The 26,802-nt window shown below is 28.5% G+C and carries 21 protein-coding genes, 1 pseudogene, 1 riboswitch and 1 other annotated feature; of the genes and pseudogenes, 17 read left to right on the top strand and 5 right to left on the bottom strand.

Features of this window, described 5'->3' with window-relative positions; genetic code table 11:
• The first annotated feature begins 30 nt into the window (after positions 1–30).
• From pstC to rgaR, 9 genes are all read left to right on the top strand, one after another.
• Entirely contained in the window at positions 31–948 is a 918-nt protein-coding gene (gene pstC, locus KGF45_RS09865; protein WP_227433688.1) for a phosphate ABC transporter permease subunit PstC, read from the top strand.
• Position 949: 1 nt separating this feature from the next.
• Positions 950–1,774, top strand: coding sequence for a phosphate ABC transporter permease PstA (pstA, locus tag KGF45_RS09860; RefSeq protein WP_227828309.1), 825 nt, complete (start codon positions 950–952; stop codon positions 1,772–1,774).
• A gap of 18 nt (positions 1,775–1,792) precedes the next feature.
• Positions 1,793–2,557, top strand: a complete 765-nt coding sequence (pstB, locus tag KGF45_RS09855; RefSeq protein ID WP_227828310.1) for a phosphate ABC transporter ATP-binding protein PstB — start codon at positions 1,793–1,795, stop codon at positions 2,555–2,557.
• Positions 2,558–2,584: 27 nt separating this feature from the next.
• Complete coding sequence (gene phoU, locus KGF45_RS09850; RefSeq protein ID WP_227828311.1) at positions 2,585–3,238, top strand: phosphate signaling complex protein PhoU; 654 nt, start codon at positions 2,585–2,587, stop codon at positions 3,236–3,238.
• Positions 3,239–3,397: 159 nt separating this feature from the next.
• Complete coding sequence (locus KGF45_RS09845) at positions 3,398–4,270, top strand: FUSC family protein (protein WP_227433692.1); 873 nt, start codon at positions 3,398–3,400, stop codon at positions 4,268–4,270.
• Positions 4,271–4,353: 83 nt separating this feature from the next.
• A complete protein-coding gene (locus KGF45_RS09840) occupies positions 4,354–5,790 on the top strand; it encodes a [Fe-Fe] hydrogenase large subunit C-terminal domain-containing protein (protein ID WP_227828312.1) in 1,437 nt (478 codons plus the stop codon).
• 48 nt (positions 5,791–5,838) lie between these two features.
• Positions 5,839–6,666 (top strand): polysaccharide deacetylase family protein, encoded by an 828-nt coding sequence (locus tag KGF45_RS09835; protein ID WP_227828313.1) that lies wholly within the window; start codon positions 5,839–5,841, stop codon positions 6,664–6,666.
• A 326-nt stretch (positions 6,667–6,992) separates the two neighbouring features.
• Positions 6,993–7,257: a binding site (T-box leader), on the top strand.
• 76 nt (positions 7,258–7,333) lie between these two features.
• On the top strand, positions 7,334–10,000 hold the full coding sequence (locus tag KGF45_RS09830) for a valine--tRNA ligase (protein ID WP_227842436.1): 2,667 nt from the start codon (positions 7,334–7,336) through the stop codon (positions 9,998–10,000).
• Positions 10,001–10,416: 416 nt separating this feature from the next.
• The gene (gene rgaR, locus KGF45_RS09825) at positions 10,417–11,127 is read left to right on the top strand and encodes a two-component system response regulator RgaR (protein ID WP_227828315.1); all 711 of its coding nucleotides are present in this window, start codon (positions 10,417–10,419) and stop codon (positions 11,125–11,127) included.
• 256 nt (positions 11,128–11,383) lie between these two features.
• Here rgaR and KGF45_RS09820 read toward each other — a convergent pair whose 3' ends face one another.
• Positions 11,384–11,707 (bottom strand): AzlD domain-containing protein, encoded by a 324-nt coding sequence (locus KGF45_RS09820; protein WP_227433697.1) that lies wholly within the window; start codon positions 11,705–11,707, stop codon positions 11,384–11,386.
• A complete protein-coding gene (locus KGF45_RS09815) occupies positions 11,700–12,413 on the bottom strand; it encodes an AzlC family ABC transporter permease (RefSeq protein ID WP_227842427.1) in 714 nt (237 codons plus the stop codon). Before KGF45_RS09815 ends, KGF45_RS09820 begins: the two co-directional genes overlap by 8 nt.
• Positions 12,414–13,161: 748 nt before the next feature.
• Here KGF45_RS09815 and KGF45_RS09810 point away from each other — a divergent pair.
• Together KGF45_RS09810 and KGF45_RS09805 are read left to right on the top strand one after the other, a co-directional pair.
• Entirely contained in the window at positions 13,162–14,187 is a 1,026-nt protein-coding gene (locus KGF45_RS09810; RefSeq protein ID WP_227841239.1) for a S8 family peptidase, read from the top strand.
• Between the two features lie 129 nt (positions 14,188–14,316).
• Complete coding sequence (locus KGF45_RS09805) at positions 14,317–15,615, top strand: bifunctional folylpolyglutamate synthase/dihydrofolate synthase (protein WP_227842425.1); 1,299 nt, start codon at positions 14,317–14,319, stop codon at positions 15,613–15,615.
• A 136-nt stretch (positions 15,616–15,751) separates the two neighbouring features.
• Here KGF45_RS09805 and KGF45_RS09800 read toward each other — a convergent pair whose 3' ends face one another.
• Positions 15,752–15,997: a TIGR03905 family TSCPD domain-containing protein gene (locus KGF45_RS09800; RefSeq protein ID WP_227433701.1), complete on the bottom strand. Its 246-nt coding sequence runs from the start codon at positions 15,995–15,997 to the stop codon at positions 15,752–15,754.
• A 148-nt stretch (positions 15,998–16,145) separates the two neighbouring features.
• On the opposite strand from KGF45_RS09800, the gene KGF45_RS09795 reads away from it, so the two are divergent.
• Positions 16,146–17,012, top strand: coding sequence for a YncE family protein (locus tag KGF45_RS09795; RefSeq protein WP_227842423.1), 867 nt, complete (start codon positions 16,146–16,148; stop codon positions 17,010–17,012).
• A gap of 3 nt (positions 17,013–17,015) precedes the next feature.
• Here KGF45_RS09795 and KGF45_RS09790 read toward each other — a convergent pair whose 3' ends face one another.
• Positions 17,016–17,552 (bottom strand): DUF4364 family protein, encoded by a 537-nt coding sequence (locus KGF45_RS09790; RefSeq protein WP_009891708.1) that lies wholly within the window; start codon positions 17,550–17,552, stop codon positions 17,016–17,018.
• A gap of 190 nt (positions 17,553–17,742) precedes the next feature.
• Complete coding sequence (locus KGF45_RS09785; RefSeq protein ID WP_003422115.1) at positions 17,743–17,946, bottom strand: alpha/beta-type small acid-soluble spore protein; 204 nt, start codon at positions 17,944–17,946, stop codon at positions 17,743–17,745.
• 290 nt (positions 17,947–18,236) lie between these two features.
• On the opposite strand from KGF45_RS09785, the gene KGF45_RS09780 reads away from it, so the two are divergent.
• From KGF45_RS09780 to KGF45_RS20450, 5 genes and pseudogenes are all read left to right on the top strand, one after another.
• Positions 18,237–19,001, top strand: coding sequence for a polysaccharide deacetylase family protein (locus KGF45_RS09780; RefSeq protein WP_227828319.1), 765 nt, complete (start codon positions 18,237–18,239; stop codon positions 18,999–19,001).
• A gap of 390 nt (positions 19,002–19,391) precedes the next feature.
• Complete coding sequence (prdC, locus tag KGF45_RS09775; protein ID WP_227433704.1) at positions 19,392–20,705, top strand: proline reductase-associated electron transfer protein PrdC; 1,314 nt, start codon at positions 19,392–19,394, stop codon at positions 20,703–20,705.
• A 442-nt stretch (positions 20,706–21,147) separates the two neighbouring features.
• Positions 21,148–21,233: riboswitch (cyclic di-GMP riboswitch) on the top strand.
• 599 nt (positions 21,234–21,832) lie between these two features.
• Positions 21,833–23,893: a Cys-Gln thioester bond-forming surface protein gene (locus tag KGF45_RS09770; protein ID WP_227842422.1), complete on the top strand. Its 2,061-nt coding sequence runs from the start codon at positions 21,833–21,835 to the stop codon at positions 23,891–23,893.
• 359 nt (positions 23,894–24,252) lie between these two features.
• Positions 24,253–26,013 (top strand): sigma-54 dependent transcriptional regulator PrdR, encoded by a 1,761-nt coding sequence (gene prdR / locus KGF45_RS09765; RefSeq protein WP_227828321.1) that lies wholly within the window; start codon positions 24,253–24,255, stop codon positions 26,011–26,013.
• Between the two features lie 441 nt (positions 26,014–26,454).
• Positions 26,455–26,716, top strand: a pseudogene (locus tag KGF45_RS20450) (D-proline reductase (dithiol) proprotein PrdA); the annotation flags it as partial.
• Between the last annotated feature and the right edge of the window lie 86 nt (positions 26,717–26,802).

Below are 26,802 nucleotides of genomic sequence, written 5' to 3'. Positions count from 1 at the left end.
CAATTAGGTATATTTTAATGGGAGGATATTATGATAGTAAAATCTAGGTTAGTAGGTTTAGAAAAAAATGACAATAATGGAAATAAGACAAAATATATAGTTGAAAAAGTAGCAAAAAATATATTTCTACTAAGTGCTTTAGTAGCAGTTGCAAGTTTACTTTTGATAATAGGATTTGTATTTTATAAAGGGTTAAGACCTTTTATATTTGAGGGATACTCATTTATAGATTTTTTAACAGGTGCAGATTGGGTTCCTTCAGCTAATAAGTTTGGAATATCATCTATGATAGCAGCATCAATAGTTGCTACAATTGGTGCACTTATAATAGGAGTACCAATTGGAATATTAACATCTATATTTATAGCAGAAGTAGCACCTAAAAGATTAGCAAAAATAATGTCACCAGCAGTTGAACTTCTAGCAGGTATACCTTCAGTGCTGTATGGAGTGTTTGGTCTTGCAGTAATAGTTCCAATGATACAAAGTATATTTAATCTTCCAAAAGGACAGAGTTTATTAGCAATAATAATAGTATTAGCAGTAATGATGTTACCAACAATAATATCTGTATCAGAAACAGCTATAAGAGCAGTACCAAAAGCATATAAAGAGGGTTCATTAGCACTTGGTGCATCAAAAATAGAAACAATATTTAAAGTTGTATTACCGGCTGCAAAGTCTGGAGTATTAGCTGCAGTAGTATTAGGAGTAGGAAGAGCTTTAGGAGAAACAATGGCAGTAATACTTGTTGCAGGAAATTCACCAGTTATGCCTACTTCTATAACAGATAGTGTAAGACCACTTACAACTAATATAGCACTTGAAATGGGATACGCATTTGGGACACATCAAGAAATGTTATTTGCAACTGGAGTAGTATTGTTTACATTTATATTAATTTTAAACTTAGTTTTAAATAAACTTTCAAATAAGGCGGTAAATTAAGATGAGAAAGTTCAGAGAGAATATATTGAAATTATTAGTATATCTATCAGCATTATTTACAATAGTATCACTGGTAGTTATAGTAGGATTTATATTTATAAAGGGAATCGGAAATATGAATTTTAATTTCTTATTTAGTAATTATTCAGCATCAGGTGATGGTGGTATCTTCCCAATGATAATTACAACATTATATACTGTAGTGGTTTCTATAGTTGTAGCAACTCCAATAGGAATCTTAGCAGCCATATATTTACAAGAATATGCTAAAAAAGGAAAAGCAGTTACAGCTATAAGATTTGCAACTGAAAGTTTGTCAGGAATACCATCCATAGTTTATGGATTGTTTGGAGGAATTTTCTTTGTAGTTACCTTAAAAATGGGATATTCAATAGTTGCAGGGTCACTTACAGTTGCAATAATAATATTACCAGTAATAATTCGTACTACAGAAGAAGCTTTAAAGACAGTTCCTCAATCATATAGAGAATCATCTCTAGCATTAGGAGCTACTAAATTTCAAACTTTATATAAAGTAGTACTTCCAAGTGCAGTACCAGGAATTCTATCAGGAGTAATATTGTCAGTTGGTCGTATAATTGGAGAATCAGCTGCCATACTACTTACAGCAGGTACTGTAGCTAAGATGCCAGGAGGAATATTTGATAGTGCAAGAACACTAACTGTACACTCATACTTACTAACTAAAGAGAGTGGAGACATAGCAACAGCAGCTAGTATAGGTATTGTTTTAATAGTAATTGTATTAGTATTAAATATGTTAGCAAGATTTGTTGCTAAAAAGTTAAATAAGGCTAATTATTAAATTTAAGAGGTGTAAATGATGGAATTAATCAATAAAATAAAAATGAGTGTAAAAGATTTGGATTTATTTTATGGCGACAAGCAAGCTCTAAATAAAATAAATATGGATATAAAAGAAAATAAAGTTACTGCTTTAATAGGTCCATCTGGATGTGGAAAATCTACTTTTATAAGAACATTAAATAGAATGAATGACCTAATAGAAAATGTAACAATTACAGGGAATATTTCTGTTGATGGAGAAGATATCTATACTTCAGATGATGTTATAAACCTTCGTACAAAAGTAGGAATGGTATTTCAAAAACCTAATCCATTTCCTATGAGTATATATGATAATGTTGCATATGGACCTCGTACACATGGATTAAGAGATAAAAAGCAACTAGACAAGATAGTAGAGGAAAGTTTGAAGGGAGCAGCTATTTGGGAGGAAGTTAAAGATAGGCTTAAGTCATCTGCATTAGGATTATCTGGAGGGCAACAACAACGTATATGTATAGCAAGAGCAATTGCTATGAGACCAGAAGTTATACTTATGGATGAACCTACATCTGCTTTAGACCCAATTTCAACATTAAAAGTAGAAGAACTTATAGAAGATTTAAAAAAGGACTATACAATAGTCATAGTTACACATAATATGCAACAAGCTGCTCGTATATCAGATGAAACAGCTTTTTTCCTAAATGGAGAGGTTATAGAATTTAGTGATACAAAAACTATGTTTACTACTCCTGTGGATAAAAGAACAGAAGACTATATAACAGGTAGATTCGGTTAAAATATATAACTATAAAGGAGTTAAACAATGGTCAATAATAGTTTAGATATAAGTATTGATACTTTAAAAGAACAGACAGTACTTATGATGGAAAAATGTGAAGAGGCAATAGAAAAGTCTGTAACTTGTATGATAGAGAAAGATTTAGAAGGTGCAAGAAAAGTAGTAGAAGATGATGAAAAAATAAATAAATTGAGAGAAGAAATAAGAGATAAAAGTATAGAATTAATAGTACTTAAACAACCAATGGCAAGGGATTTAAGATTTATTTATTCTTTGGGAAACATATCAATAGAATTAGAAAGAATTGGAGATTATGCAGCAAATATAGCTAGAGAAATGTTGAAAATAGGTGGAGAAGCGTATATAAAAGAGCTAATAGATATTCCTAAAATGGCAAAGGAATGTAAGAATATGATGTCTCAAACTAGAGAAGCTTTAATATCATTTGATGCAAGTATAGCTTATAATGTTGGAAGTAAAGATGACATTGTAGATGATTTGTATGAGCAAGTACAAATTGATTGTTTAAAAATAATGCATGAAAATTCAAATACGATAGACCAAGGAGTAAAACTTTTACTTATAGGAAGATACCTTGAACGAATTGGAGACCATATAACAAACGTATGTGAAAAAATAATCTTTGCAATTGAAGGTAAAATGGTAGAGATAGGATAAAAAAAACTGCTTTATAGCAGTTTTTTTTATTGTCTAAATTAAAATGTAATTGTTAAAAAGATGCGATTAATGGGTAAATTTAAAAAATTGTGATATACTAGGAACATATTAAATATGAGGATGCGTATTTTATATAAGGTGCTTTTAGGAGGTGGAAATTTGAAACTTCAAAAGATGGGTATGAGGACTATAAAGACAGGAATTAGTGTAACTTTATGTATGCTTCTTGGTAATTATTTAGTTGAGAATATGTTTTATTCTCTAGTAGCATGTATAATTTCTGTTCAGGACACAGTGAAAGGTTCTTTAAAGACAGGAATCAATAGAGTAGAAGGTACTATTTTAGGTGGTATAATAGGATTTTTATTTGCTATCACCAAAGCGGGAGACCCATTTTTATGTGGTCTTGGTGTAATGTGTTCAATATATCTATGTAATCTGTTTAAAATAAAGTCAGTAGTTGTTGCCTGTGTCACTTTTCTAGCCATACATCTAGGTGTGGGAAACAATGACCCCGTATACTATTCTTTACACAGGGTATTAGATACATCTGTAGGAGTTTTATTTGGTGTACTCGTTAATTATTATGTTGCTAGACCAAACTACCTAAATAGTGTTATAGATGAGTTTAAAAAAATAGAAGAACTTTCAATGTTGCTTATTGAAGAAAAAATACTTAGAAAAGAAAATCTAGACGTAGAAAAATTTGAAGAAGAAGTAGAGAAATTGGAAGAAATATATTCAAAACTTATCGATGAGTTAGACTATAGTTTAAGTGAAACCAATATAGAAAAAATAGAAAATGCCTTAAGGATATGTAGAGAAATCCACTTTCACATGCAATCTATAGAGTTACTAGAAAACAAACTCTATTTAAAAGAGCATACATATAAGTACCTTAAGAAAACATATGGTGTGGATGAACTGGATTGGAATGTAGATGAAGAAAAAAGTCCAGTGTTTAACTATCATTTAATGAAAATAATGCTTGAAATAGAATTATTGAAAAAATTAAATAAGTCATATCAATAATAGTCAATAAATAATAAATAAAAAATAGTATCTTTGTAAATATTAAACATATATAAGTTTAATTTACGGAGGTACTATTTTTTATGAATACTATAAATGAAAATTCTAAAATATTAGAAAGATACAAAATGAAGCTTTTTGGAGAACTTGTAAAGGCAGTATGGAATGAGGATACAGAAGATATTGAAAACTTGCCTGAAAAAATTTTAAGTGAAGACTTAAAAGAAAATTTAGATAGTCATTTTGATAAGCAATTTGATAAAGATACTATGGTGAATTTAATCAGGGTAACTATGGGATTAGATGTAACAGGAGATACAGATAAAAACCTAAAAGATGCACTGCACGAAGCTGTAAATTTAGATGAAGTAAAAAGACCAATAATATCTATAATATCAGATGCTTGTAAATATTGTGATGAAAATAATAAAGAAGATGAGTCATGCAAGATAAGAAATAAGCATATTAATTGTAATGAGGAAGATACATGTAGTGCCTGTGGTGATTGTGTGTCAAGATGTAAATTGGGTGCAATATCAGACAAGATAGAATTTATACCGATGATAAAGCTATTAAAAGATATAAAGAGTCCTGTATATGCAATAGTCGCACCAGCTTTTGTAGGGCAATTTGGAAAAGATGTAAGTCCTGGTAAGTTAAGAACTGCATTAAAAAAGATAGGATTTGAAGATATGATAGAGGTTGCTTTAGCAGCAGATATGCTTACTGCAAAAGAAGCATATGACTATTATGAGCATATGAAAAATGATGAAGAAGGATGCTTTATAACTAGTTGCTGTTGTCCTATTTGGGTTAGCTTAATACAAAATAGTTTTCCTCAAATATTAGATAAGGTATCACCATCTGTGTCACCTATGATTGCTTGTGGTAGAGCTGTAAAAATTTTAAATCCAGAGGCTAAAGTTGTATTTATAGGCCCTTGTATGGCAAAGAAGAAAGAAGCAATGTTGGAAGATATAAAGGATGCGGTTGATTTTGTGCTTACATTTAAAGAATTACAGGAAATATTTGATGCATTAGAACTAAATCCAGCAGTAATGGATGAAAGTAATAGAGTAGAAGCATCTCTTTCAGGTAGAGTTTATGCTAGAACAGGGGGTGTAAGTAAAGCTGTTAAATTATCAGTTAGAAGAATTGATAAAAATATAAAGTTTAAAGAAAAAGCATTTGAAGGAACAAAAGAATGTATGGATGGTCTAAAGAAAGTTTTAAATAAAGAGATAGAGGCTACTTTCATAGAAGGAATGGGTTGCGTAGGAGGTTGTGTGGGAGGTCCTAAGCGTATTTTAAGTGTAGAAGAAGGTACTAAGAATGTCGATGAATACAGTGAAAGTACAAATATGGAAACACCATTTGATAATTTAAATGTGCTACAATTTTTAACTTCTATGGGAATAAAGAGAGTAGAATCATTGGGAGAAAAAGAAGAAGAACAAGTAAAGAAAATATTTAGTAGAGACATAAAAAGTAATAAGAAGGACAATAAATATAAAAAATAATTTTCTTAAGTTTGAGTTTATGTTTTTATAAAAAGGGAGATATGGGGGATGAAAATTAAAGATAATAAAACTGTTTTTCATGTAATTATACGTGTATTTCTTGTAGCTATTTTAATTCTAACTGGGACATTATTAGAAGAAAAAATTAACAATGTTCCAGTTGAAAATCTCAATACAAAAGATAAAACTACATTAGAATTACTTTCTCAAAATAATACTTTAGGAGAAATTATATATAAAACATCTCAAGAAGAGGGGAAAGGACCAGGAGCTACATCTGAAAAAGTTGCATACATAACAATAGATGATGGACCATCAAAATATACAAATGCATTGCTCGATATTTTAAAAGAAAATGATGTCAAAGCGACATTTTTTATGCTTAATCAAAATATGAAAAACCACAAAGAAGAGGTGAAGAGAGTCTTAGAAGAAAAAAATTCAATAGGATTTCATAGTGTAAGTCATGATATACATAAGTTGTATAAGAGTCCAGAAATAACAGTTGGAGAATTTAACACATGTAATAAAACACTACAAGATATAACTGGTCAAAGCTCAAAATTAATAAGGCTACCATATGGAAGTAAGCCATATATGCCAGAAGGTTCATACGATAAGCTTATGGCAAATGATTACCTAATTTGGGATTGGAATTTAGATACGCAAGACTGGAAATCGTCCACAAGTCAAATAGTTAGTAATATCTTATATTATGGAAGAAAAAGAGATGAATTAGTAGTATTAATTCATGAAAAAGAACAAAGCGTAAATGCTTTAAATAATATGATAAGAATTTTAAAAGAAAGAGGATATACTATATTGCCAATCACAGAGAATGTTATGCCTAAAAACTTCTGGCAAGAAAACCTATAGTAAATTTTTAAAAATATAAAATACAATAAAGCATTTATAAAATATAATACATAACTTAATGACATTTAAAATATTATAGTTAAAATGTCATATAGGAAAATAGCATATAAAGTGAAGCTAGCATAAAATTGATAAAATAGTAGCAAAAATGTCAATAAAGTAATAGAATAATTATTGACTATATAAAACAAAATAATGTAAAAAACATAGTATAGATTATAATAATTAGCATAGAATATAAAAAATAATAATTAAGAAAATTCAGAAAAAATAAAATAAAAATAATTGACAAAGAGAATAATATTTGTATATAATAATATATAATATTAAAGACTAAGAAGAAGAGGAGTAAGTAAATACTACTAAAAGAGAGGAAAATTCACTGGCTGTAAGATTTTCTAAGTATAAGGTTTACTGAATGTAGCTTTGGAGTTTCTAAACTGAACTATTAGTAAGTTTAGACGGTTAGAATCGTTAAATTCTTTGAGAGTCAAAGTTATTAAGATTGTCATTAACTATTAATTTAATTATATGTTGATGAATTTTTAAACTTTGGAATTAAGGTGGTAACGCGAGCTTTTCGTCCTTTTAAAAGAGGATGAAAGGCTCTTTTTTATTCACAAAAATATTTTAAAAATTTATTTATAAAAATATAGGAGGCAATACAATGGAAAATACGAACTTATCAAAAACTTATAATCCTAAAGATTTTGAGGCTAGGCTATATAAAAAATGGATGGATGAAGGGTATTTTAAATCTAAACCAAACCCAGATAAAAAACCATTTACAATAATGATGCCACCTCCAAATATAACAGGGCAATTGCATATGGGACATGCGCTTGACCATACTCTTCAAGATATACTTATTAGATGGAAACGTATGGATGGATATGAAGCTTTTTGGCTTCCAGGAACTGACCATGCTTCTATAGCAACTGAAGTTAAAGTTGTTGAAAGAATAAAAAAAGAAGAAGGTAAGACTAAATACGAAATAGGAAGAGAAGAATTTTTAAAGAGAGCTTGGGCATGGAGAGACGAATTTGGAGGAAAAATAGTTAATCAGCTTAAACAATTAGGAGATTCTTGTGATTGGGATAAAGAAAGATTTACTATGGATGAAGGTTGTAATGAAGCAGTTATAGAGTTCTTTGTAAACCTATATGAAAAAGGGCATATATACAGAGGAAATAGAATAATAAACTGGTGTCCAGACTGTAAAACTACTTTATCAGATGCAGAAGTTGAGCATGAAGAGCAGGATGGAAACTTTTATCATATAAAATATCCATTAAAAGATAGTGAAGACTTCTTGGAAATAGCTACTACTAGACCTGAAACAATGATAGGGGATACTGGTATAGCTGTAAATCCAGAAGATGATAGATACAAACACTTAATAGGAAAAACAGCAATACTTCCATTAGTAGGAAGAGAACTTCCAATAGTTGCAGATAGTTATGTAGATTTAGAGTTTGGAACTGGTGCTGTTAAGATGACTCCAGCTCATGACCCTAACGACTTTGAAGTAGGTTTAAGACATAATCTTGAGCAATTAAATACAATGAATGAAGATGGAACTATGAACGAAGTTTGTGGAAAATATGAAGGCATGGATAGATTTGAGTGTAGAAAAGCCATCATAGCAGACTTAAAAGAACAAGGATATCTAATCAAGATAAAAGAACATAATCACAATGTAGGAACTTGTTATAGATGCCATACAGTAATTGAGCCTAGATTATCAGAGCAATGGTTTGTTAAGATGGAAGAACTTGCAAAACCAGCTATAGATATTCTTAAAAAAGGAGAATTAGAATTTGTTCCAGACAAGTTTGATAAAACTTATTTACAATGGTTAGAAAATATAAGAGATTGGTGTATATCAAGACAATTATGGTGGGGTCATCAAATACCAGCTTACTATTGTCAAGAGTGTGGAGAAATAGTAGTTGCTAAAAAAATGCCAGATAAATGCCCTAAATGTGGAAGCACTCATTTTAAACAAGATGAAGACGCACTAGATACTTGGTTTAGTTCTGCATTATGGCCTTTCTCTACCCTAGGATGGCCAAATAAGACAGATGCATTAGATTATTATTACCCAACAAGTGTACTTGTTACAGGATATGATATAATATTCTTCTGGGTAGTTAGAATGGCATTTGCAGGTATGTTCTGTATGAATGAAAAGCCATTTGACCATGTATTAGTTCATGGCTTAGTAAGAGACTCTCAAGGTAGAAAAATGAGTAAATCTTTAGGAAATGGTATTGACCCATTAGAAATAATCGAGCAATATGGAGCTGATGCACTAAGATTTACATTAACAACTGGAAATTCCCCAGGAAATGATATGAGATTCTATATGGAAAGAGTAGAATTTGCTAGAAACTTTGCTAATAAATTGTGGAATGCATCAAGATTTGTATTTATGAATATTGATGAGGAGATAATTAAGAATATAAATAGAGAAAATGTAAAAGATAATTTAACTCTAGCTGACAAATGGATAATATCAAGAGCCAATAATATTGTAAAAGAAGCTACTAATAACATGGATAAATTTGATTTAGGAATAGCATTACAAAAGATATATGATTTTACTTGGTCAGAATACTGTGACTGGTATATTGAAATGGTTAAACCTAGATTATATGGAGACGATACAGACGCTAAGTCTGCTGCTTTATATACATTAACTTATGTACTTGAAAAAATATTAAAATTATTACATCCATATATGCCATTTATAACAGAGGAAATATATACTCATCTTCCTACTGTTGAAGGTTGTATAATAGTATCTGAATGGCCAAAATATAATGAAGAAGATAATATGGCTGATGAAGAAGAAATGATGAGTTTATTAATGGAAGGTATAAGAAGTATAAGAAATGTGAGAGCAGAAATGAATGTACCACCTTCTAAGAAAGCTAAATTGATAATAGTACCAAGTGAAGATAAGATAGAAACTATTGAACTTGGTAAGGATTATTTTATAACTTTAGCATCTGCTTCAACTGTTGAGATAGCAAAAGACAAATCAAATGTACCAGAAGATGCAGTTGGTGTAGTTATTGATGGTGTTGAAATATTCATACCTCTTAATGAATTAGTTGACTTTGAAAAAGAAATTGAAAGGCTATCTAAAGAAATGAAAAAGTTAGAGGGAGAAATAAAGAGAGTTAATGGAAAACTTGCAAATCAAGGATTCTTAGCAAAAGCTCCTGAAAGCTTAATAGAAGAAGAAAAAGCCAAAAAAGAAAAATTTGAAGAAATGATTAAGTCTGTTGAGGAAAGATTAGCAAATTTAAAAACTAAAGTAAAATAAATGTGTAGGATAAAAACATACAAAGAGTACTAAATATGTATTCTTTGTATGTTTTTCTTTCTATGTAGATAAATATGATGTTATAATTTTTTAGAGATATATGATATTCTTATCTTATTATTATATTAATTTTATATTTTTGAACTTTATAATCAATAAAAAATTGATATATTATAATATTTAATATAGGATAATAAATACATGTTGCATTTATTTTCCTATATTTTTTATGTTGTATAGTTGAAAAAATATATAAATTTGTCAAAAAATAAGTTTATATATCAAAAATAATTGTTATAAGTAATTTAATCGACAATTTAAATTTATATCAAAATTTAAATATAAAGCTAGCTAGATACAGTTTGTAAATTGAAATAAAGTAAACTAAATGATATTTTAGATTTGGAGGTGATATTATGTTTAGGGTAGTTATATGTGATGACGAAAAAATACAAAGAAGCATACTAAAAGAGTTTGCAGAAAAACTGTTGTCTGAAAGGTGTCTAAATTATCAAATATTGGAATTTTCCTGTGGAGAAGATTTACTCTCCAAATACCCAGAAAAAATTGACATTATATTTTTAGATATCCAAATGAAAGATATTAATGGAATTGAGGTGGCTAAAAAAATAAGAAAGTTTGATGAAAAAGTAGAGATTATATTTACAACAGCTTTTTCAGAGTATGCCCCACAAGGTTATGAAGTTCGTGCTTATAGGTATTTAGTAAAACCTATAGACTATAGTAATTTCGCAATGGGTGTAAATCTTTGTATTGATAACCTTCAAAGAAAGAAGGAACGTTATATAGTTTTGTACAACAAAAAAGGATTTAACAGAATACTGATAGATTCTATTTTGTATGTTGAAACTGTAAAGAGAGATTTAGTTGTACATACATCAGGTAGAGATTATAAAGCTAATATGAGTATGAAACAAGCGGAAAAGTTATTGTGTGAAAATGGCTTTTTTAGATGTCATACAAGTTTCATTGTTAACTTGAGAAGAATAGAAGATATTGGAGACAATATGATTACTATTAATGAAAAATTTATACCTATTAGTAAGTACAGACTCAAAGATTTAAAAGCAACACTAACAAGCTTGTTATGTGATATAATGTATTAATTTTGAAAAAGGTAAAGAAATATGGTAAAAAATATTTAGTGTCATCACAAAGCTATTGATTCAAAGCTGTCTTAATGTAGAAGAACTTTTCTATATTAAGACAGTCTTTATTATGTAAAATGGTAATTTAGCAGTTATCAATATTGTTTTATATGTAAGGTATGCTAATTATAATATGTATTAATTTAATTTTTAAATATTAACTTCAATATAATGTATTTTATATTTTGTACTATATCATATGTTGTATATAGTATTATAATATAATTCCAAATAAAAATATGGATATTGCACCTACAGCTATTGATACTGCAATAGACTTAAACTTATAAGCTACTAATAGTACTATTATACCTGAAATAATCTTAGGATTAGTAAATGAAAGGTATAGATTATCTCCATTAAAGAAAATATCTTTTGCTATTAGTGAACTAAGTATAGCAATAGGTATAAATTTCATGATATCTTTAATAGATTCAGGCATATCATTTTTTGAGAATATTATCATAGGTAAAATTCTTGGAATATAAGTAACAATTGCCATGCCTAAGATAACGATAATTATGTAATTATTATTCATAGTAGCCTTCCTTTCTATGTGTTAATTTTTGAATATAAAAACCAAATAAAGAAGATAAAATTGATGCTATTATAATAACTAAACTATTCTTAAAGAAAGTATATAAAACTACTGATAATAATATAGAAAGTATAGAAACAAGTACATATATTTTATTTTTAATTTGATTAACTATTAGAGTAATGAACATAGCTGTTAATAGAAAGCCAGCAACAGAATCGCTTATATGAACAATCTCTCCAAGAAATGCGCCCACGAAGCAACTTACAGCCCATACTAATATACAAAGGTTATTTAAGTATAAAGCATGTGTATCAGTCCAATTTCCATAAGTATATTTTTCTAAGTTTATAGCAAATGTTTCATCTGTAACACCATGACAAAAATACATTAAAAATTTCATGTTCTTATTTTTTATGTGCATATGTAAGTTAGAGCTCATTAGGAAGTTGCGAAGATTCAATATAAATGTAGTTAAAATTATCGAAGTAATACTTCCAGTTGAAGCGAGCATAGAAGCAGCTACAAATTGTGAGCTACCAGCAAATACTATAAATGACATAAATAATATATAGAAGGCTGGTAGACCTGCTTTTTGAAGCATAATACCACAAATAAGTCCTAAGGGAATATATCCTAGAAATATTGGGATTGATGCTAGAAAGCTTTCCTTTAAGATTTCTCTTTTTGACATGTCTTTTTTCAAATACAATCACCCCTTAAAAATAATGAATATTTATAAAATTCTATAAATAATTGCTTCATTTTATTATAGCTATTTTAGCTAGTTATATCAATGCTTAAGATAGTAGCATGTAAGTATCAAAAAATCCACTTATAGTCTGTAGAACTTATGGTAATGATTTAATAAATAGTTTAATTCTATTAAAAGATTTCCTTTTATGCAATTTATTTATTGAAATATGATATAATGTATTAAGTATGTGGTATTATTTAACATGCAAGAGAAATTTTATTTGATTGGATTTTTTAGATACTAACAAAATATAGTTTTTTAATATTACTTACTGATATTAATTTTTAGAATAGTGCTTAAATGGGTTGTACAACATATAAAGATAATTATTCCCCCTAGATAAATAAAATTAAGATATATAATATTTAAATTACAAAATATGAAATATAATTAATAGTTAATTGTGAATAAAGAATAACAAAATATACAAGGGGATTGTCTAATAGAAAAGACAATCCCCTTTTTACAAATAATTCTAAATTGTGATATAAATCTAAAAATTTTATCGTAATATTTAACAATTTAATGACAATAATTGATATAATTAAGATAAATTAAGTATATAGTGTACTTATTTTATGTTTTTAGCAACAAATAGAGCATTTAAAAGATAAATTGTGCCACTTAAATTAAGGTTTAAGATGAACTATTAATGTAGATATATTAAAAACTTTTAGTAATGGAGAATATATGTGATATGAATAATAAAGTTAAGGTTGCAGTATTAGATACAGGAATAGATAAAGAACATGATTACTTAAAAGATAACTTAGTTGGAGGAATTGCTTTTGAATGTATACATGACTATATTTTTATATCAGACAAATTTGATGATGAAGATGGTCATGGAACTGCTTGTGCATCAATAATCAAAAAGGAGTATGAAGATGTAGAGCTATTTGTGATAAAAATTTTAGGTAATAAAGATAGTATTACAAATATAAAGGTTCTTGAAGAGGCATTAAAATACCTTTTGGATACTAATATAAGACTGATTAACTTAAGTTTATCAGTTATAGGTGTAGAAAGTGTTAAGGGCTTATTTGAAGTTTGCTATGAATTGTTTAGAAAAGGAAAGATAATAGTATGTTCCTTAGCTAATAACTTTGACTTGAGTTATCCAGCTATGTTTAACAATGTCATAGGTGTAAGGGCTTCTACTTTGGATATAGAGAATTCTTTTTGGTACAATAAAAAATATGATGTTCAATGTGTTATGGATAGTAATTCATATATAAGTTGTGATATAAATAATTCTTTCAGATTACCACCAAAATGTAATAGTTATGTAGCTGCAAAATTTACTGGGAAAATAGCTAAAATATTGTCAGAAGAGCCAAACATAACAATATACGCGTTAAATAAAAAACTCGAGTCTCTAGCAACCAAAAATTGTTGGAGTAGTTGTGATTTAGACAAGTATAGTAGGATTCCAGATTTTAAAGTGGATTTATATGATAAGGAAAATGCTCTGCTTGTGGAAGTTGCTGATGTTATTAGAGAGTGTTTAAATACTGAAGCTGATAATGAAAAATTATTTCAATGTAGCCTTTTTAATAAAGAGATAGGATTAGTTTATGATAATTGTTTTAATCTATTAGAAAAATTAGAGAACAGATTTGATTTGAAATTTAATTATATGGACATATCAAAATATGACTTAGTTTCCATATATACATTAACTGAATTAGTAGAAAGATATACAAATACAAAAGATAAATAAAAATTTATGAACCAAATTTAATGTAGAAGGTGTTAGATTATATGTATTCTTTGTCAGTAGATTAAAAGTGAAAAATATACTATAATTAGATAACATAAAATAAAATGCCAATACAGGGGGAATTAGATAATGAAATATGAAGAAGCATTAGAATATATATCACAAACCAATAAGTTTGGTATAAGATTAGGTTTAGAGAATATTGGGAAATTATTAGAACTGTTGGGAAATCCACAAGAAACTTTAAATATAATACATGTAGCTGGAACTAATGGAAAAGGTTCGGTGTGTTCTTTTATTTCTAATATACTAAGAGAAAGTGGATATAAGGTCGGCCTATACACATCTCCATATCTAGAAACTTTTACTGAGCGTATAAGAGTAAATGGAGAGAATATACCACAAGAAGATGTTGCTAGAATAATTGATTTAATAAAAGAAAAGATAGAAGTTATGGTAAGCCAAGGTTATGCATATCCAACTGAATTTGAAGTAGTTACTGCAATGGCATTTTATTACTATTCAGAGCAAAAAGTAGATTTTGTAGCTTTAGAAGTTGGATTAGGTGGAAGATATGATGCTACAAATATAATAACAAAATCACTTGTAAGTGTAATAACATCTATAAGTTTAGACCATACAGGAATACTTGGAGATACAATAGAAAAAATAGCATATGAAAAAGCTGGTATAATAAAGGAAAATGGAGTAGTACTTGTATATGACCAGACTAATGAAGCAAAGGATGTTATAAAGTCAGTTTGCAAAGAAAAAAATGCAAAATACATAGAAGTTAATTTTGACAATATAAATATAAAAAAATCAAACATAAACTTTCAAGTGTATGATTGTAATGTAATGGGAGAAACTTATAAGAATCTTGAAATAACGTTGATAGGTGAACATCAAATAAATAATTCTATATTGGCAATGAGTGTACTAAAATATCTAAAAGATACAAAAAAATTAGATAATGTAAGTGAAGAATCTATAAGAGAAGGTCTCATAACTACTAAATGGCCAGGAAGAATAGAAAAGATAAAAGAAAGTCCAATTTTTATAATAGATGGAGCACATAACGAAGATGGAGCAAAATCTTTAGCAAAAGCACTTGATAAACATTTTAAAGATAAAAAACTAACTTTATTAATAGGTATGTTGGAAGATAAAGATATTGATGGTGTTTTGGACATACTAATGCCTAAATTTAGCAAAGTAGTGACAACAACTCCTAATAATCCAAGAGCTATAAATTCAGATATATTAAAAGAAAAAATATTAAAATATGTAAGTGATGTAACGTCAAAATATGAAATAGAAGATGCAGTTAATTATACATTGGAAACATCAAATAAGGATGATATTATAATAAGTGCAGGTTCTTTATATATGATAGGCACAGTAAGAACTTTGGTAAAGAAATTATAATCTTATAAAATAAATACATATAAATATATAGATAAAAATAAAAGACATATAAAGAGGAGTTGGCTAAAATAATAGACAACTCCTTTTTTAATAAAATCAGTTTTTAGATGAGTTTATTACTATATATTATCAATATCTAGATAGATTGACGAATGGCTTTAGATAATTGGTCTGGGCAAGAAGTACCTTTACCTCCACAATCAATACCATTTAATTTATCAGCAATTTCAAGAGCATTTTGACCAATTATTAAACTCTTAAGCCCTAATAAATTTCCATTACATCCGCCTATAAACTCAGCATCAACAATCACATTATTTTCATCAACTTCAAAAAACATCTCTCTACAACAAACACCACTTGGGTTAAAAGTAACCTTCATAAAAAAGACCTCCATTAATTATTATTTCATTGTGTCAACATCAATAATAATACCAAATATATGTATAATAATGCAACTATAAAGCATAATACAAGCTAATAAAATAATATATTATTGTAGTATATGTATTGTAGAGAGGAGGGGTTATATGAAAATCTATATTTCTAACTACCTATCAAAGAGCATTAGTATAGTTGATTATTCTACACTTGAACTAGAAAAAGAAATAGTATTAGAGGATAATATATATCCACATCATTTTTGCATAGAAAAGGAAAAAAATTTGATATACATACCTAGTTCGAGCAATGGAATACTATATGTTTTAGACTTAAGTAATGATAAAATAATTGATACTGTTTCTATAGGAGGAAGTCTTAGTCAAGTTATGCTTAGTGATAATGAGTTATTTGTAGCAAATGAAGATTCAAATAGCATATATGTATTGGATAAAAACACATTAAATCCAATAGGAATCATTGGCGTTGATAATATGCCACATGGATTTGATTTTGACAGAGAGAGTAAAAAGCTATATGTACCATGTATAAATTCGATAGTATGTATAGACACAATAAATAAAAGTATACAAAAGAAAATAAATATGGACTTTAGAGCATGGCATATAGCGCTTGATAAACAAAAGAAGGAAATGTATATATCAACACTTGATGGAAAGCTTGTATTAGTTGATGAAGTAAGTATGGATATAAAAAAGGTATTATATGAATTCTTATTGCCAGTAGAAATAAGGTTTAATTATAGTGGGAAAAAAGTTTATGTTGCTGACTTGGGTTATAATAATGTAAGAATTTTGGATTATACAACAAGTAAATATATTGGAAATATTGAGATAGATGGAATTCCTCAGGGATTAGAAATATCTAAAGATGAAAAGTTATTATTTGTATCAGATACTCAAGAAAACTCAGTTAAAGTCTATGAAACTGCAAATAACAAATTAATAAAGGTAATCAAGGTAGGAAAAGAGCCTACAACTATAGTTTGTTTGTAGGCCTTAATGTATGTCTCTTATAAGTAAGTCGATAACTTCAGCATACATATAAGATGCATTGTTTTTCCAATTGTTACAAATAAGTTTTGCTTGTTTCTCTGATGAAACATTTAGATTTAAATCTATTAAGTTAGATTGATTTTCTATGACTCTAAGATTGACAATAAATTCATTATCACTTTGTTTTACGAAGCTAGATTTTACTTGAGTATCTGCTAGTAAATTTTCTTTATTAGAATCTATATACTTGTCTATTTTTTCAGTAACACTAGTAGGTATTCGATTAAAAAAGTATTCTAGACTTTCTACGCCTCTTTGAGTAAGAGCATAATATTCTCTGTCAGAGTCTTTATATGTAGTCAAAAACTTAGATTCCATAAGCTGAGATAAAAGCTGTTGTAATGAAAAGTAATTCATCATTTCAGTCTCTAATACTACTTGAGTTATTTGAGAATTAGTTAAGTCCATTTTAATTTTTTCCAATATATACAAAATTAAAAGTTTGTGATAAGCTAATTCTTCAGATGAGTTTTCAAACATAAATATCATCCTCCGTCAAACTATTTCTATATATAATATATTAAACTAATTTATACAAAATTAAAAGAATAATTTGTATAGTATCATTAATCTTTAACAAATTATATAAAATTAATTTTATAAATGAAGACAAGAAAACAGGGCTACCAATCGGCAGCCCTGTTGATACCCAGGTGTCAAAATTTACTATCTATTTTCCAGCCATTTGTCTTTCAGCCATTTCAACTAATTTCTTAGTCATGTATCCACCAACATATCCATTTTCTCTAGCTGTTAAGTTACCTTTGTCTATGTTTTCATAGTTAGATAAACCTATTTCGTTAGCTATTTCTAATTTCATTTGATTTAAAGCTGCTTTTGCCTCTGGCACTACTGTTCTGTTTGAATTTGACATAGTAAATTTCCTCCTTAAATAATTAGTTTATGATGTCTAACAACACTTTTATTTATGTGATGTTAATACTAATTTCTCCAAAATAAAAATAATATATACAGAAAAATAAAGGTAAAAATGTAAAAAATATAAAAAAATTAAAAAAAGTAGTATTTTAAAGAGGTTAATTGGTCTAATATAGAGTTTATTTTTTTATTTGTTGTCCTATAAATTAAATATTACAGTACTTTTTTGAGCTAAAAAAAAATAAATTTTAAATATAGAAGAATTTATTTAAAAGGGGGAATAGTATGAAAAGAGAAGTTAAGAGAACTAAAGCTTTAATATATAGTGTTTTATTTTTTTCATTGTTATTGGTATTAATATTTGCTCTTGTTTATGGAATAAAATATGTATGCTCTAAATCTGATAACTCAAAAATGCCTATATATAGAGTTGATACAAATGAGAAAAAGATAGCTCTGAGTTTTGATGTTGCTTGGGGAACTGATAACATGGATGATATTCTTAAAATTTTAGATAAACATAACATAAAAGCTACTTTTTTTCTAGTTGGTAGTTGGGTGGATGATAATGAAGAAATTGTTAAAGCTATAGATGAAAAAGGACATGAGATTGGAAATCATTCAAATACTCATGCTAATTTAAAAGAAATATCAAAAGAGGATATAACAGAAGAAATAGAAACTACATCAGAAAAAATATTTAATATAACAGGTAAAAAGACCAATCTATTTAGACCTCCTTTTGGAGACGTAAACAATAAAGCTATGGACATTTGTGGTGATTTAGGTTATAAAGTAATTAAGTGGGATGTAGATTCAATAGATTGGAAAGAACTTGGCCCAAATCATGTAATTGAAAAAGTAATAAAAGAAGCTCAGCCTGGTTCAATAGTTTTATTTCATGCTAATATAAATGATGTAGATAACTATTTGGATACCATAATAAATCGACTTAAAAAAGATGGATATAGCTTAGTAAAAATATCTGATTTATTATATAAAGATAATTACATAGTTGATTCTAATGGAGTACAAAAACCAAAAAATTAATAATCAATAAATGTATATTTTTAGTAGTGTTGTGGAAAATTGTATAGTATATGTTAGAAAAGTGTCGATAAAAAGACGGTGTCTATTTTTTGACACTTTTTTATGCATGTATGTAATATCAATAATTATAGATTAAATCAGTAAAAAAAGCGTCTAATAATTGACTTTTTTTTATTGAGTTTAAATGATTAAATTGAATTACAAACGCTGTAAGATAGTATTTTCAAAGGGTATAACTTTGCTTAAAAGTTGGCATAGAAATTGCTTTGATAATAAGCGATATGTTCTATAGAAATAAACAATATGTTAAAGTCTTGTAATAGAAAAACAAGATTAATATTATTTGAACAGCTTATAAAAAAAATTAATATATTTAAGGGGGCGTACTAGTTGAACAAACTATATTCTATTTTATTAAAACAACACGTTGGTGGTCCAGATAAGCCAGTAGTAAGTGTTGGAGATGTAGTAAAAAAAGGAACTCTAATCGCAGAACCAGCTGGATTAGGAGCAAATATTTATGCCAGTGTTAGTGGAAAAATAAGTGAAATAAATGACCAAGCTATAGTAATTGAAGCTGATGAAGCACAAGATGATACTTTTGAACCATTAAAAGGAGAAAGTATACTTGATTTAATTAAAGAAGCTGGAGTTGTAGGAATGGGTGGAGCAGGATTCCCTACTCATATAAAATTAAATATAGATTTAAAAGGTGGAACAATATTAGCAAATGCAGCTGAATGTGAACCTTTACTAGCTCATAACATAAAAGAAATAGAAGAAAATCCAGAAATAGTTTACAAAGGTATAAAATATGCTATGGAAGTTACTAATGCTGGAAAAGGTATGCTAGCAATAAAGAGCAAACATCCAGAAGCAATAGCAGCATTCAAAAAAGTAATAAAACCAGGAGATAATATAGAGGTTGCTGAACTAGTTGATATGTACCCAATGGGAGAAGAAAGAGCTATAGTAAGAGATGTTCTAGGAAAATTACTTGAGCCAACTCAATTACCTTCAGAAGCTAATGCAGTAGTAATAAACGTAGAAACATTAACTAGAATAGTAGAAGCTGTTGAGCAAAAAAGACCAGTTATATCTAAAAATATAACTGTAGTTGGTCAATTAAACAGTGGAAAAGAATCTATAGTATTTGAAGATGTGCCAATCGGAACTACTGTTGGAGAATTAATTGAAAGAGCTGGTGGAATAAAAGGTGAATATGGTGAAATAATCCTAGGAGGACCTTTCACAGGAAAAGCTACTACTTTAGATACTCCAATAACTAAAACTAGTGGTGGTATAATAGTTACTATGCCATTTGTTAATGAAAAGAGAAAGATGGGTCTTTTAGTCTGTGCATGTGGACCTAACGAAGAAAGAATGAGAGACATAGCAGCTAAAATGGGCGTTACTGATATAGTATCAGTTCAAAAATGTAAACAAGCTCAAGAAATAAAAGGTGCATTAAAATGTGAAAATCCAGGACACTGTCCAGGACAAGCTCAAAAATGTATAGAATTTAAAAAAGCTGGAGCAGAAGTTATATTAATAGGTAACTGTACTGACTGTAGTAATACAGTAATGGGTTCTGCACCAAAATTAAAATTAGGTGTATACCATATCACTGACCATGTAATGAGAACAGTTAATCACCCATTAATAAGAAGAATAAAAGGTGACGTAAGATTAAAAATAAAATAATTAATTAATGTAAAGCCATATAATAAAAACATCTTTAGAAGTGAATCTTAAAAATTACTTCTGAGGATGTTTTTTGATGTAACATATAAGTTAAATTGATAAGATGTGCAAATAAGATGGAAAAAATAGACAAAAATTCATCTATATTGTATAATAATGACAATAGCTATTAAAATTATATCAGACAAAAATAGTAAAGCTCAAATATGTGATTTGTATTGACATATCTAAATTAAATTTAGTCAACTATCCAAATAGAGTAAAAGTTTTTGTGTTATTTAAAGATACTCTATGGTATCTTTTTTAGTATAAAAACGAATTTTTGTCTTATATTAGAAAAATTATCTTGAAATATTAGTTTGTATTTTAATACATTCATAAAAAGTGCACTTAAAGAGTTAAAACATTGAACAAAACATTAAAAAAATAAAAATTACAAAAACCTATTTATAGAAACTGTGAAGTATATCTTAAATTTGGGCACTTAAGGGATATATGGAGTTAGTAGTGCAACCTGCTATAAATATAAATAGGAGTAACTTTTAATTATCAAAAATATATAAACAGACATAATAAAGTACATAAATCATAGTAAATATAGATATAAAATATATTTTTGAAATAGCTCCCTACATTCATAAAGAGTGTAGAGTGGTAGAACATCTGCCCAAAACTCCTTTAATTGCTGGAAGTTCCTAAAGCTAACTAAACCACAACATAATCATGAAATAAGGATAGGTGTGATAGAGTATCTATTTGATAGATACTTGACGGTTACGAAAGTAGAAAAAATTAGTTAGATAGCATAAGGTTAAACCCTAAGTGCCTTAAAAATGGATAATCAGCAGGTAAGCTTCGAAAAGAAGAAACTTCAACGACTAGAGAGAAATCTCGTACCTACAAGTGTGGGGAAATGGGGAGTACCTAATTATTAGGTAATGATATAGTCTGTGCTTAATAGAAATATTAAGAAGTTCATTAGAGAACTGGTTAGGATTAACGACCCTAATTGAACATGCTAAAGATGTATTGTGGAATCAAATCTATACAATAATATAATATTTTGAATTATATTATTTGAATTATATTAGATAGATACAATATATATTTTTAGTATCAGGAGAATTTTGAAATTAAAAATTAAAAAATCAAGTATAATTAGTTTAGCCATCGCTTTGAGTATGGCATTTACTACATTTACACCAATAGTATCTTATGCTGCTGAAATGAATGGCAAAGATGTAGTATTTGATGGGGAGAAGCCATCAGAAGGTCAAACTCCAGAGGGAGAACAACCATCAGATGGACAAACTCCAGAGGGAGAACAACCATCAGACGGACAAACTCCAGAGGGAGAACAACCATCAGATGGACAAACTCCAGAGGGAGAACAACCATCAGACGGACAAACTCCAGAGGGAGAACAGCCATCAGAAGGACAAACTCCAGAAGGAGAACAACCATCAGAAGGTCAAACTCCAGAAGGAGAACAGCCTTTAGAAGAACAAATTCCAGAAGAAAAACTAGTAGTAGAAGAAATGAACTTAAAGCATAATATTGAGAAAATTCTTGATATGACTTTATCTCAGATAAATAAAATTGTATATAATTTCTGGGAAGATGAAGACTCTGTAAAAAAAGATGAACAATCAGAAATTAGACAAGTACTTACTTCAAAAGATCAAAATATACATCTATGGTATGATAAAAAAGCAAAAGTAAAAAATACATGCTTACTAAAAGAAGATGGTTCAGATAGACCTTATTATGATATAAGATTTGATAATGTTACAAAGACGCTAACTTTTGATTACATAGTAAAGGGTCTTATAGGTGCAAGTACTAAAGATAACAAATATATTATAGATGGAGAAGATGGCGAACAAACTGCTTTTTGTTATAATAATCATTTAAAATCTCCAACTAGTGATGGTAAGAGTCCATATTTACCAGCAGAAGATTTTAATGGTCAAGAAAATCAAAATGAAGATGCAGTTAAATCTATAATCTATGCAGGTTCTGAATTTGATGGATTTGGATATAAACAACAATTTAACTTGGGTGGAGAAGAGAATGACTATATAGTTCATTCAGCTACTCAAAGTGCAATATGGATTATACTTGGACAAGTGGATGAACAAGCCAAACTTAAACAATATCAAGGAAGTATAAACCTTTATGATACACTTATAGAAAGTGCAAAGACTGAAGAAGAAAAAGCTAAATATCAAAAAGGTAAAGAACAAGCAATAAATACAAAAGCTTATTTAGAAGCATTGTTAGAAGCAGGTCATAAACAACTAAAGCCAGATGATACAGGAAAACCTAGCCTAAGCAATGGTTCAACTGATATTGAATTTGATAAAAATGAGGATGGAACTTATGAAACAAAAGCTATAGCTTTAGTGGGTTATAGTGGTGTAGTTAAATTAAGATTACCAAATGGAGTAACTGCTTATGACGAAGATGGTAATATAATAGGTACAGGTGAAGTAGAAGTTTCAACACAACATAAATTTATACTTAAAAGTGTTGAAAAGCCAGATGTAAAGGCTAATATCTCTGCGGTATCTTATGATTATATTTTCCCTAAAGCTATTCAATATTATAAGTCAGTTTTTGATTTTGGAAAGAAAGACCATTCATCTTTATTACCAATGAGTAAACAAAATTTATTGAGCTATACAATAGAACAAAAGAATGGTGAAGAAGTTAACTTTAATATAGGTTTACCAACAGATGGAGGTTCAGATGTAAATCCACCAGTGCCACCAACAGATGATACTGTAAATCCACCAGTACCACCATCAGGAGGAGGAGACTCAAATGGACATAATCCATCACCACCGACAGATGACACAGTGATAAACCCACCAGTACCACCAACAGATGATACTGTAATAAATCCACCAGTGCCACCGACAGATGATACTGTGATAAATCCGCCAGTACCACCAACAGATGATACTGTGGTAAATCCACCAGTACCACCAACAGGTGATACTGTGGTAGATACATCAGTAAAACCAACAGATGATACTGTGATAAACCCACCAGTACCACCAACAGATGATACTGTGGTAAAATCGCCAAAAACAAGTGACGAAACTCAAATAATGTCATATGTATTTATTGGTATAATTGCAATTTGTGGATTAGGGTATCAATGTAAAAGAGCAAAAAATTAATCTAGATTATTATTTATTATTAAGTTTAAAAATACATTGTCTCAAATTGATTTAAAAATCGTTTTGAGACAATTTTTTTTGCGTAAGTATAACTTATTTTAAAGTATACACTGACTGTTTTATGAATAGAAAAATGGTTTGAAGGTGAAGATAGTATTGAAAAAGTAATGTACTAAGTATATAATTCATTTCATTTTATTTGTATGAATTAAATATCAATTTTAGGGATTATACAAATTTAGATATTAATCTCTTAAGAAATTTTAATATTAATTATTCAATAAATTATTATTATAATATGCTAGAATAAATATGTATAAATAAGTTTTGATGAGGTACTACTATAAAGGGGGGACTTTATGTTTTCGATACCAGAAGTAAAAAAAGTAGAAGAAGTAATGGATACAAAATTTACAACTATAGACGAAGACACAAAAATAGAAAGTGCAATAAAAGAAATGATAAGAAGCAATACAAAAACTCTAATGGTAATAGATTCATCTAGTGAATTAAAAGGCATTATATCTATGACTGATATACACAATCTTTATGAGATGCATAAGAAATATGAAGGCCAACCAGTAAAACTTATAATGAAAAAAGATGTTATATATGTCAGTGAAGGCTTAACCTTAGATGAGTGTAGAGATATAATGATATTAAAAAATATAGGGATTCTTCCTGTGCTTAGAGATAATAAAATTATTGGTGTCTTGAAACAAGAGCATATTAGAGATTATTTATACATGCACTTAGAAGATTATGGATTGACTTTAAAATACATTATAGGTCAGATTAAAGAAGGAATTTGTGCTATAAATAATGAAGGTGTTGTAATTTTATGGAATAATTTTATGGAAGAAAGGTATGATATAAAGTCTGAAGACATAGTGGGTCGACCGATGAACGAGTTTTTGGAAAATACTATTTCAGAAAAAGTATTGAATAGTAAAGTCGGTATGAGTGATTTATATTTTACTGACAAAAAAGAAAACATGTATGCATTAGTTCATGCAAATCCTATATTTTATAAAGAAGAATTTATTGGTGTTGTATGTACTGAAGTAGATGTTACAGAAGCTAAAATATTAGCTCTTGAACTTGAGAAAGTAAATGATACATTAAAATATTTAAAAGATGAAGTAAAAAATTTATCTAAAGGTAGCTTTGACAAGATTTTAGGTAAAAGTTATAAATTGGAAAAATCGAAAGCGATTGCAAAGCAAGTAGCTAGAACCAACAGTAGTATATTCATTTGGGGCGAAAGTGGTACAGGTAAAGAAGTATTTGCTAGAGCTATTCATGATTATAGTGAGAGAAAAGGTCAATTTATACCTGTTAACTGTAGTGCTATACCAAATGAATTATTTGAAAGCGAATTTTTTGGTTATGAATCGGGTGCATTCACTGGAGCAAGTAAAAAAGGTAGAATAGGTATATTTGAACTTGCGAAGGATGGGACAGTATTTTTAGATGAAATCGCAGATTTACCTCTTAGTATGCAAGCTAAATTGCTTAGAGTATTGCAAGAAAAAGAAATAAGACGAGTTGGTGGAGATACCACAATAAAAATAAATCCTAGAATAATATCAGCTACTAATAAAGATTTAGAAAAAATGGTAAAAGCAGAAAAATTTAGAGAAGATTTATATTATAGATTAAATGTTGTGGAAATAAAAATACCACCCCTTAGAGAGAGAAAAGAAGATGTAGGATTATTAGTGCATAGTTTCTTGGAAGAAATATGCAAACAAAATAATAAGCCTGTTCTTACAATAAGTAAAGATGTAATTGATATATTTCAAAATTATAGATGGAAAGGGAATATAAGGGAATTGAAAAACACAATTGAAAATATTGTTGTCTTATCCCAAAATCCTAGAATAGAAGTAGATGATGTACCAAGCTATATGATGGATTCTAGAAATAACAATACGGAGGAAGAAGAATATCCTCTAGATTTGACGAAAGCTACTCAAAAGATTGAAGTAAAAAATATAACAAAGGCACTTAAAATGTCTAATGGAAATAAAGCTAAGGCTGCTAAAATATTAAACATACCAAGAACAACGTTATATTATAAGATAGATCAGTATAAAATAGATGTGTCTAAAATATGACACGTGACTAAATTTTGACAAAATAATAATCTTTAATTTCAAACCAAGCAAAATCAATGCTTGGAGTAGTGTGATATATGTGGCTGTGTTAAAAAAAATAAAAAAGTGTTGATTAATTGACACTTTTTTTGTTTTGAGAAAATGTTTCCAAACATAAAAAACAGGGTATTGTAAATAAATATTTATATAATATTTGGCTAAAAATAGCGATAAAGGAAGGTTGTATTATAGAAAATATCTTTTTGTTAATAAGTTGGCATAGGAATTGCTTATATATAAAGTGACTTCAAATGAGAAAAAAATAGTATTAATTATGATGATTTATGTAGGTTAAAAGGTCTTGACACTTTGGGCTGTTAGTAGGGAACAGTAAATATGTTAATTATTGAGAGTGTTGAGGCATCAATATAAATTAAAATCAAATGAAGGAGGCATTTTATTATGTCAATAACTTTAGAAACAGCTCAAGCCCATGCAAATGACCCAGCAGTATGCTGCTGTAGATTTGAAGAAGGAACAATAATAGCACCAGAAAATTTAGAAGACCCAGCAATATTTGGAGATTTAGAAGATTCAGGATTATTAGTTATTCCAGAAAATCATTTAACAGTTGGTCAAGTATTAGGAGCTAAATTAACAAAAACTTTAGATGCATTATCTCCAATGACTACAGATAATGTAGAAGGATATAAAGTAGCAGAAACAGATACTGAAGAATCTGCTAAAGAAGTAGAAGCTCCAGTAGCTCAAGTAACACCAACTCAAGGTGCGACAGTTCAAGCTACAACA

Origin of the sequence: Clostridioides sp. ZZV14-6154 (genome assembly GCF_020657785.1) — a bacterium.
GTDB lineage: Bacteria > Bacillota > Clostridia > Peptostreptococcales > Peptostreptococcaceae > Clostridioides.
Note: the sequence above shows the minus strand (reverse complement) of the source record. Positions and strands in the feature narration are given on the sequence as shown.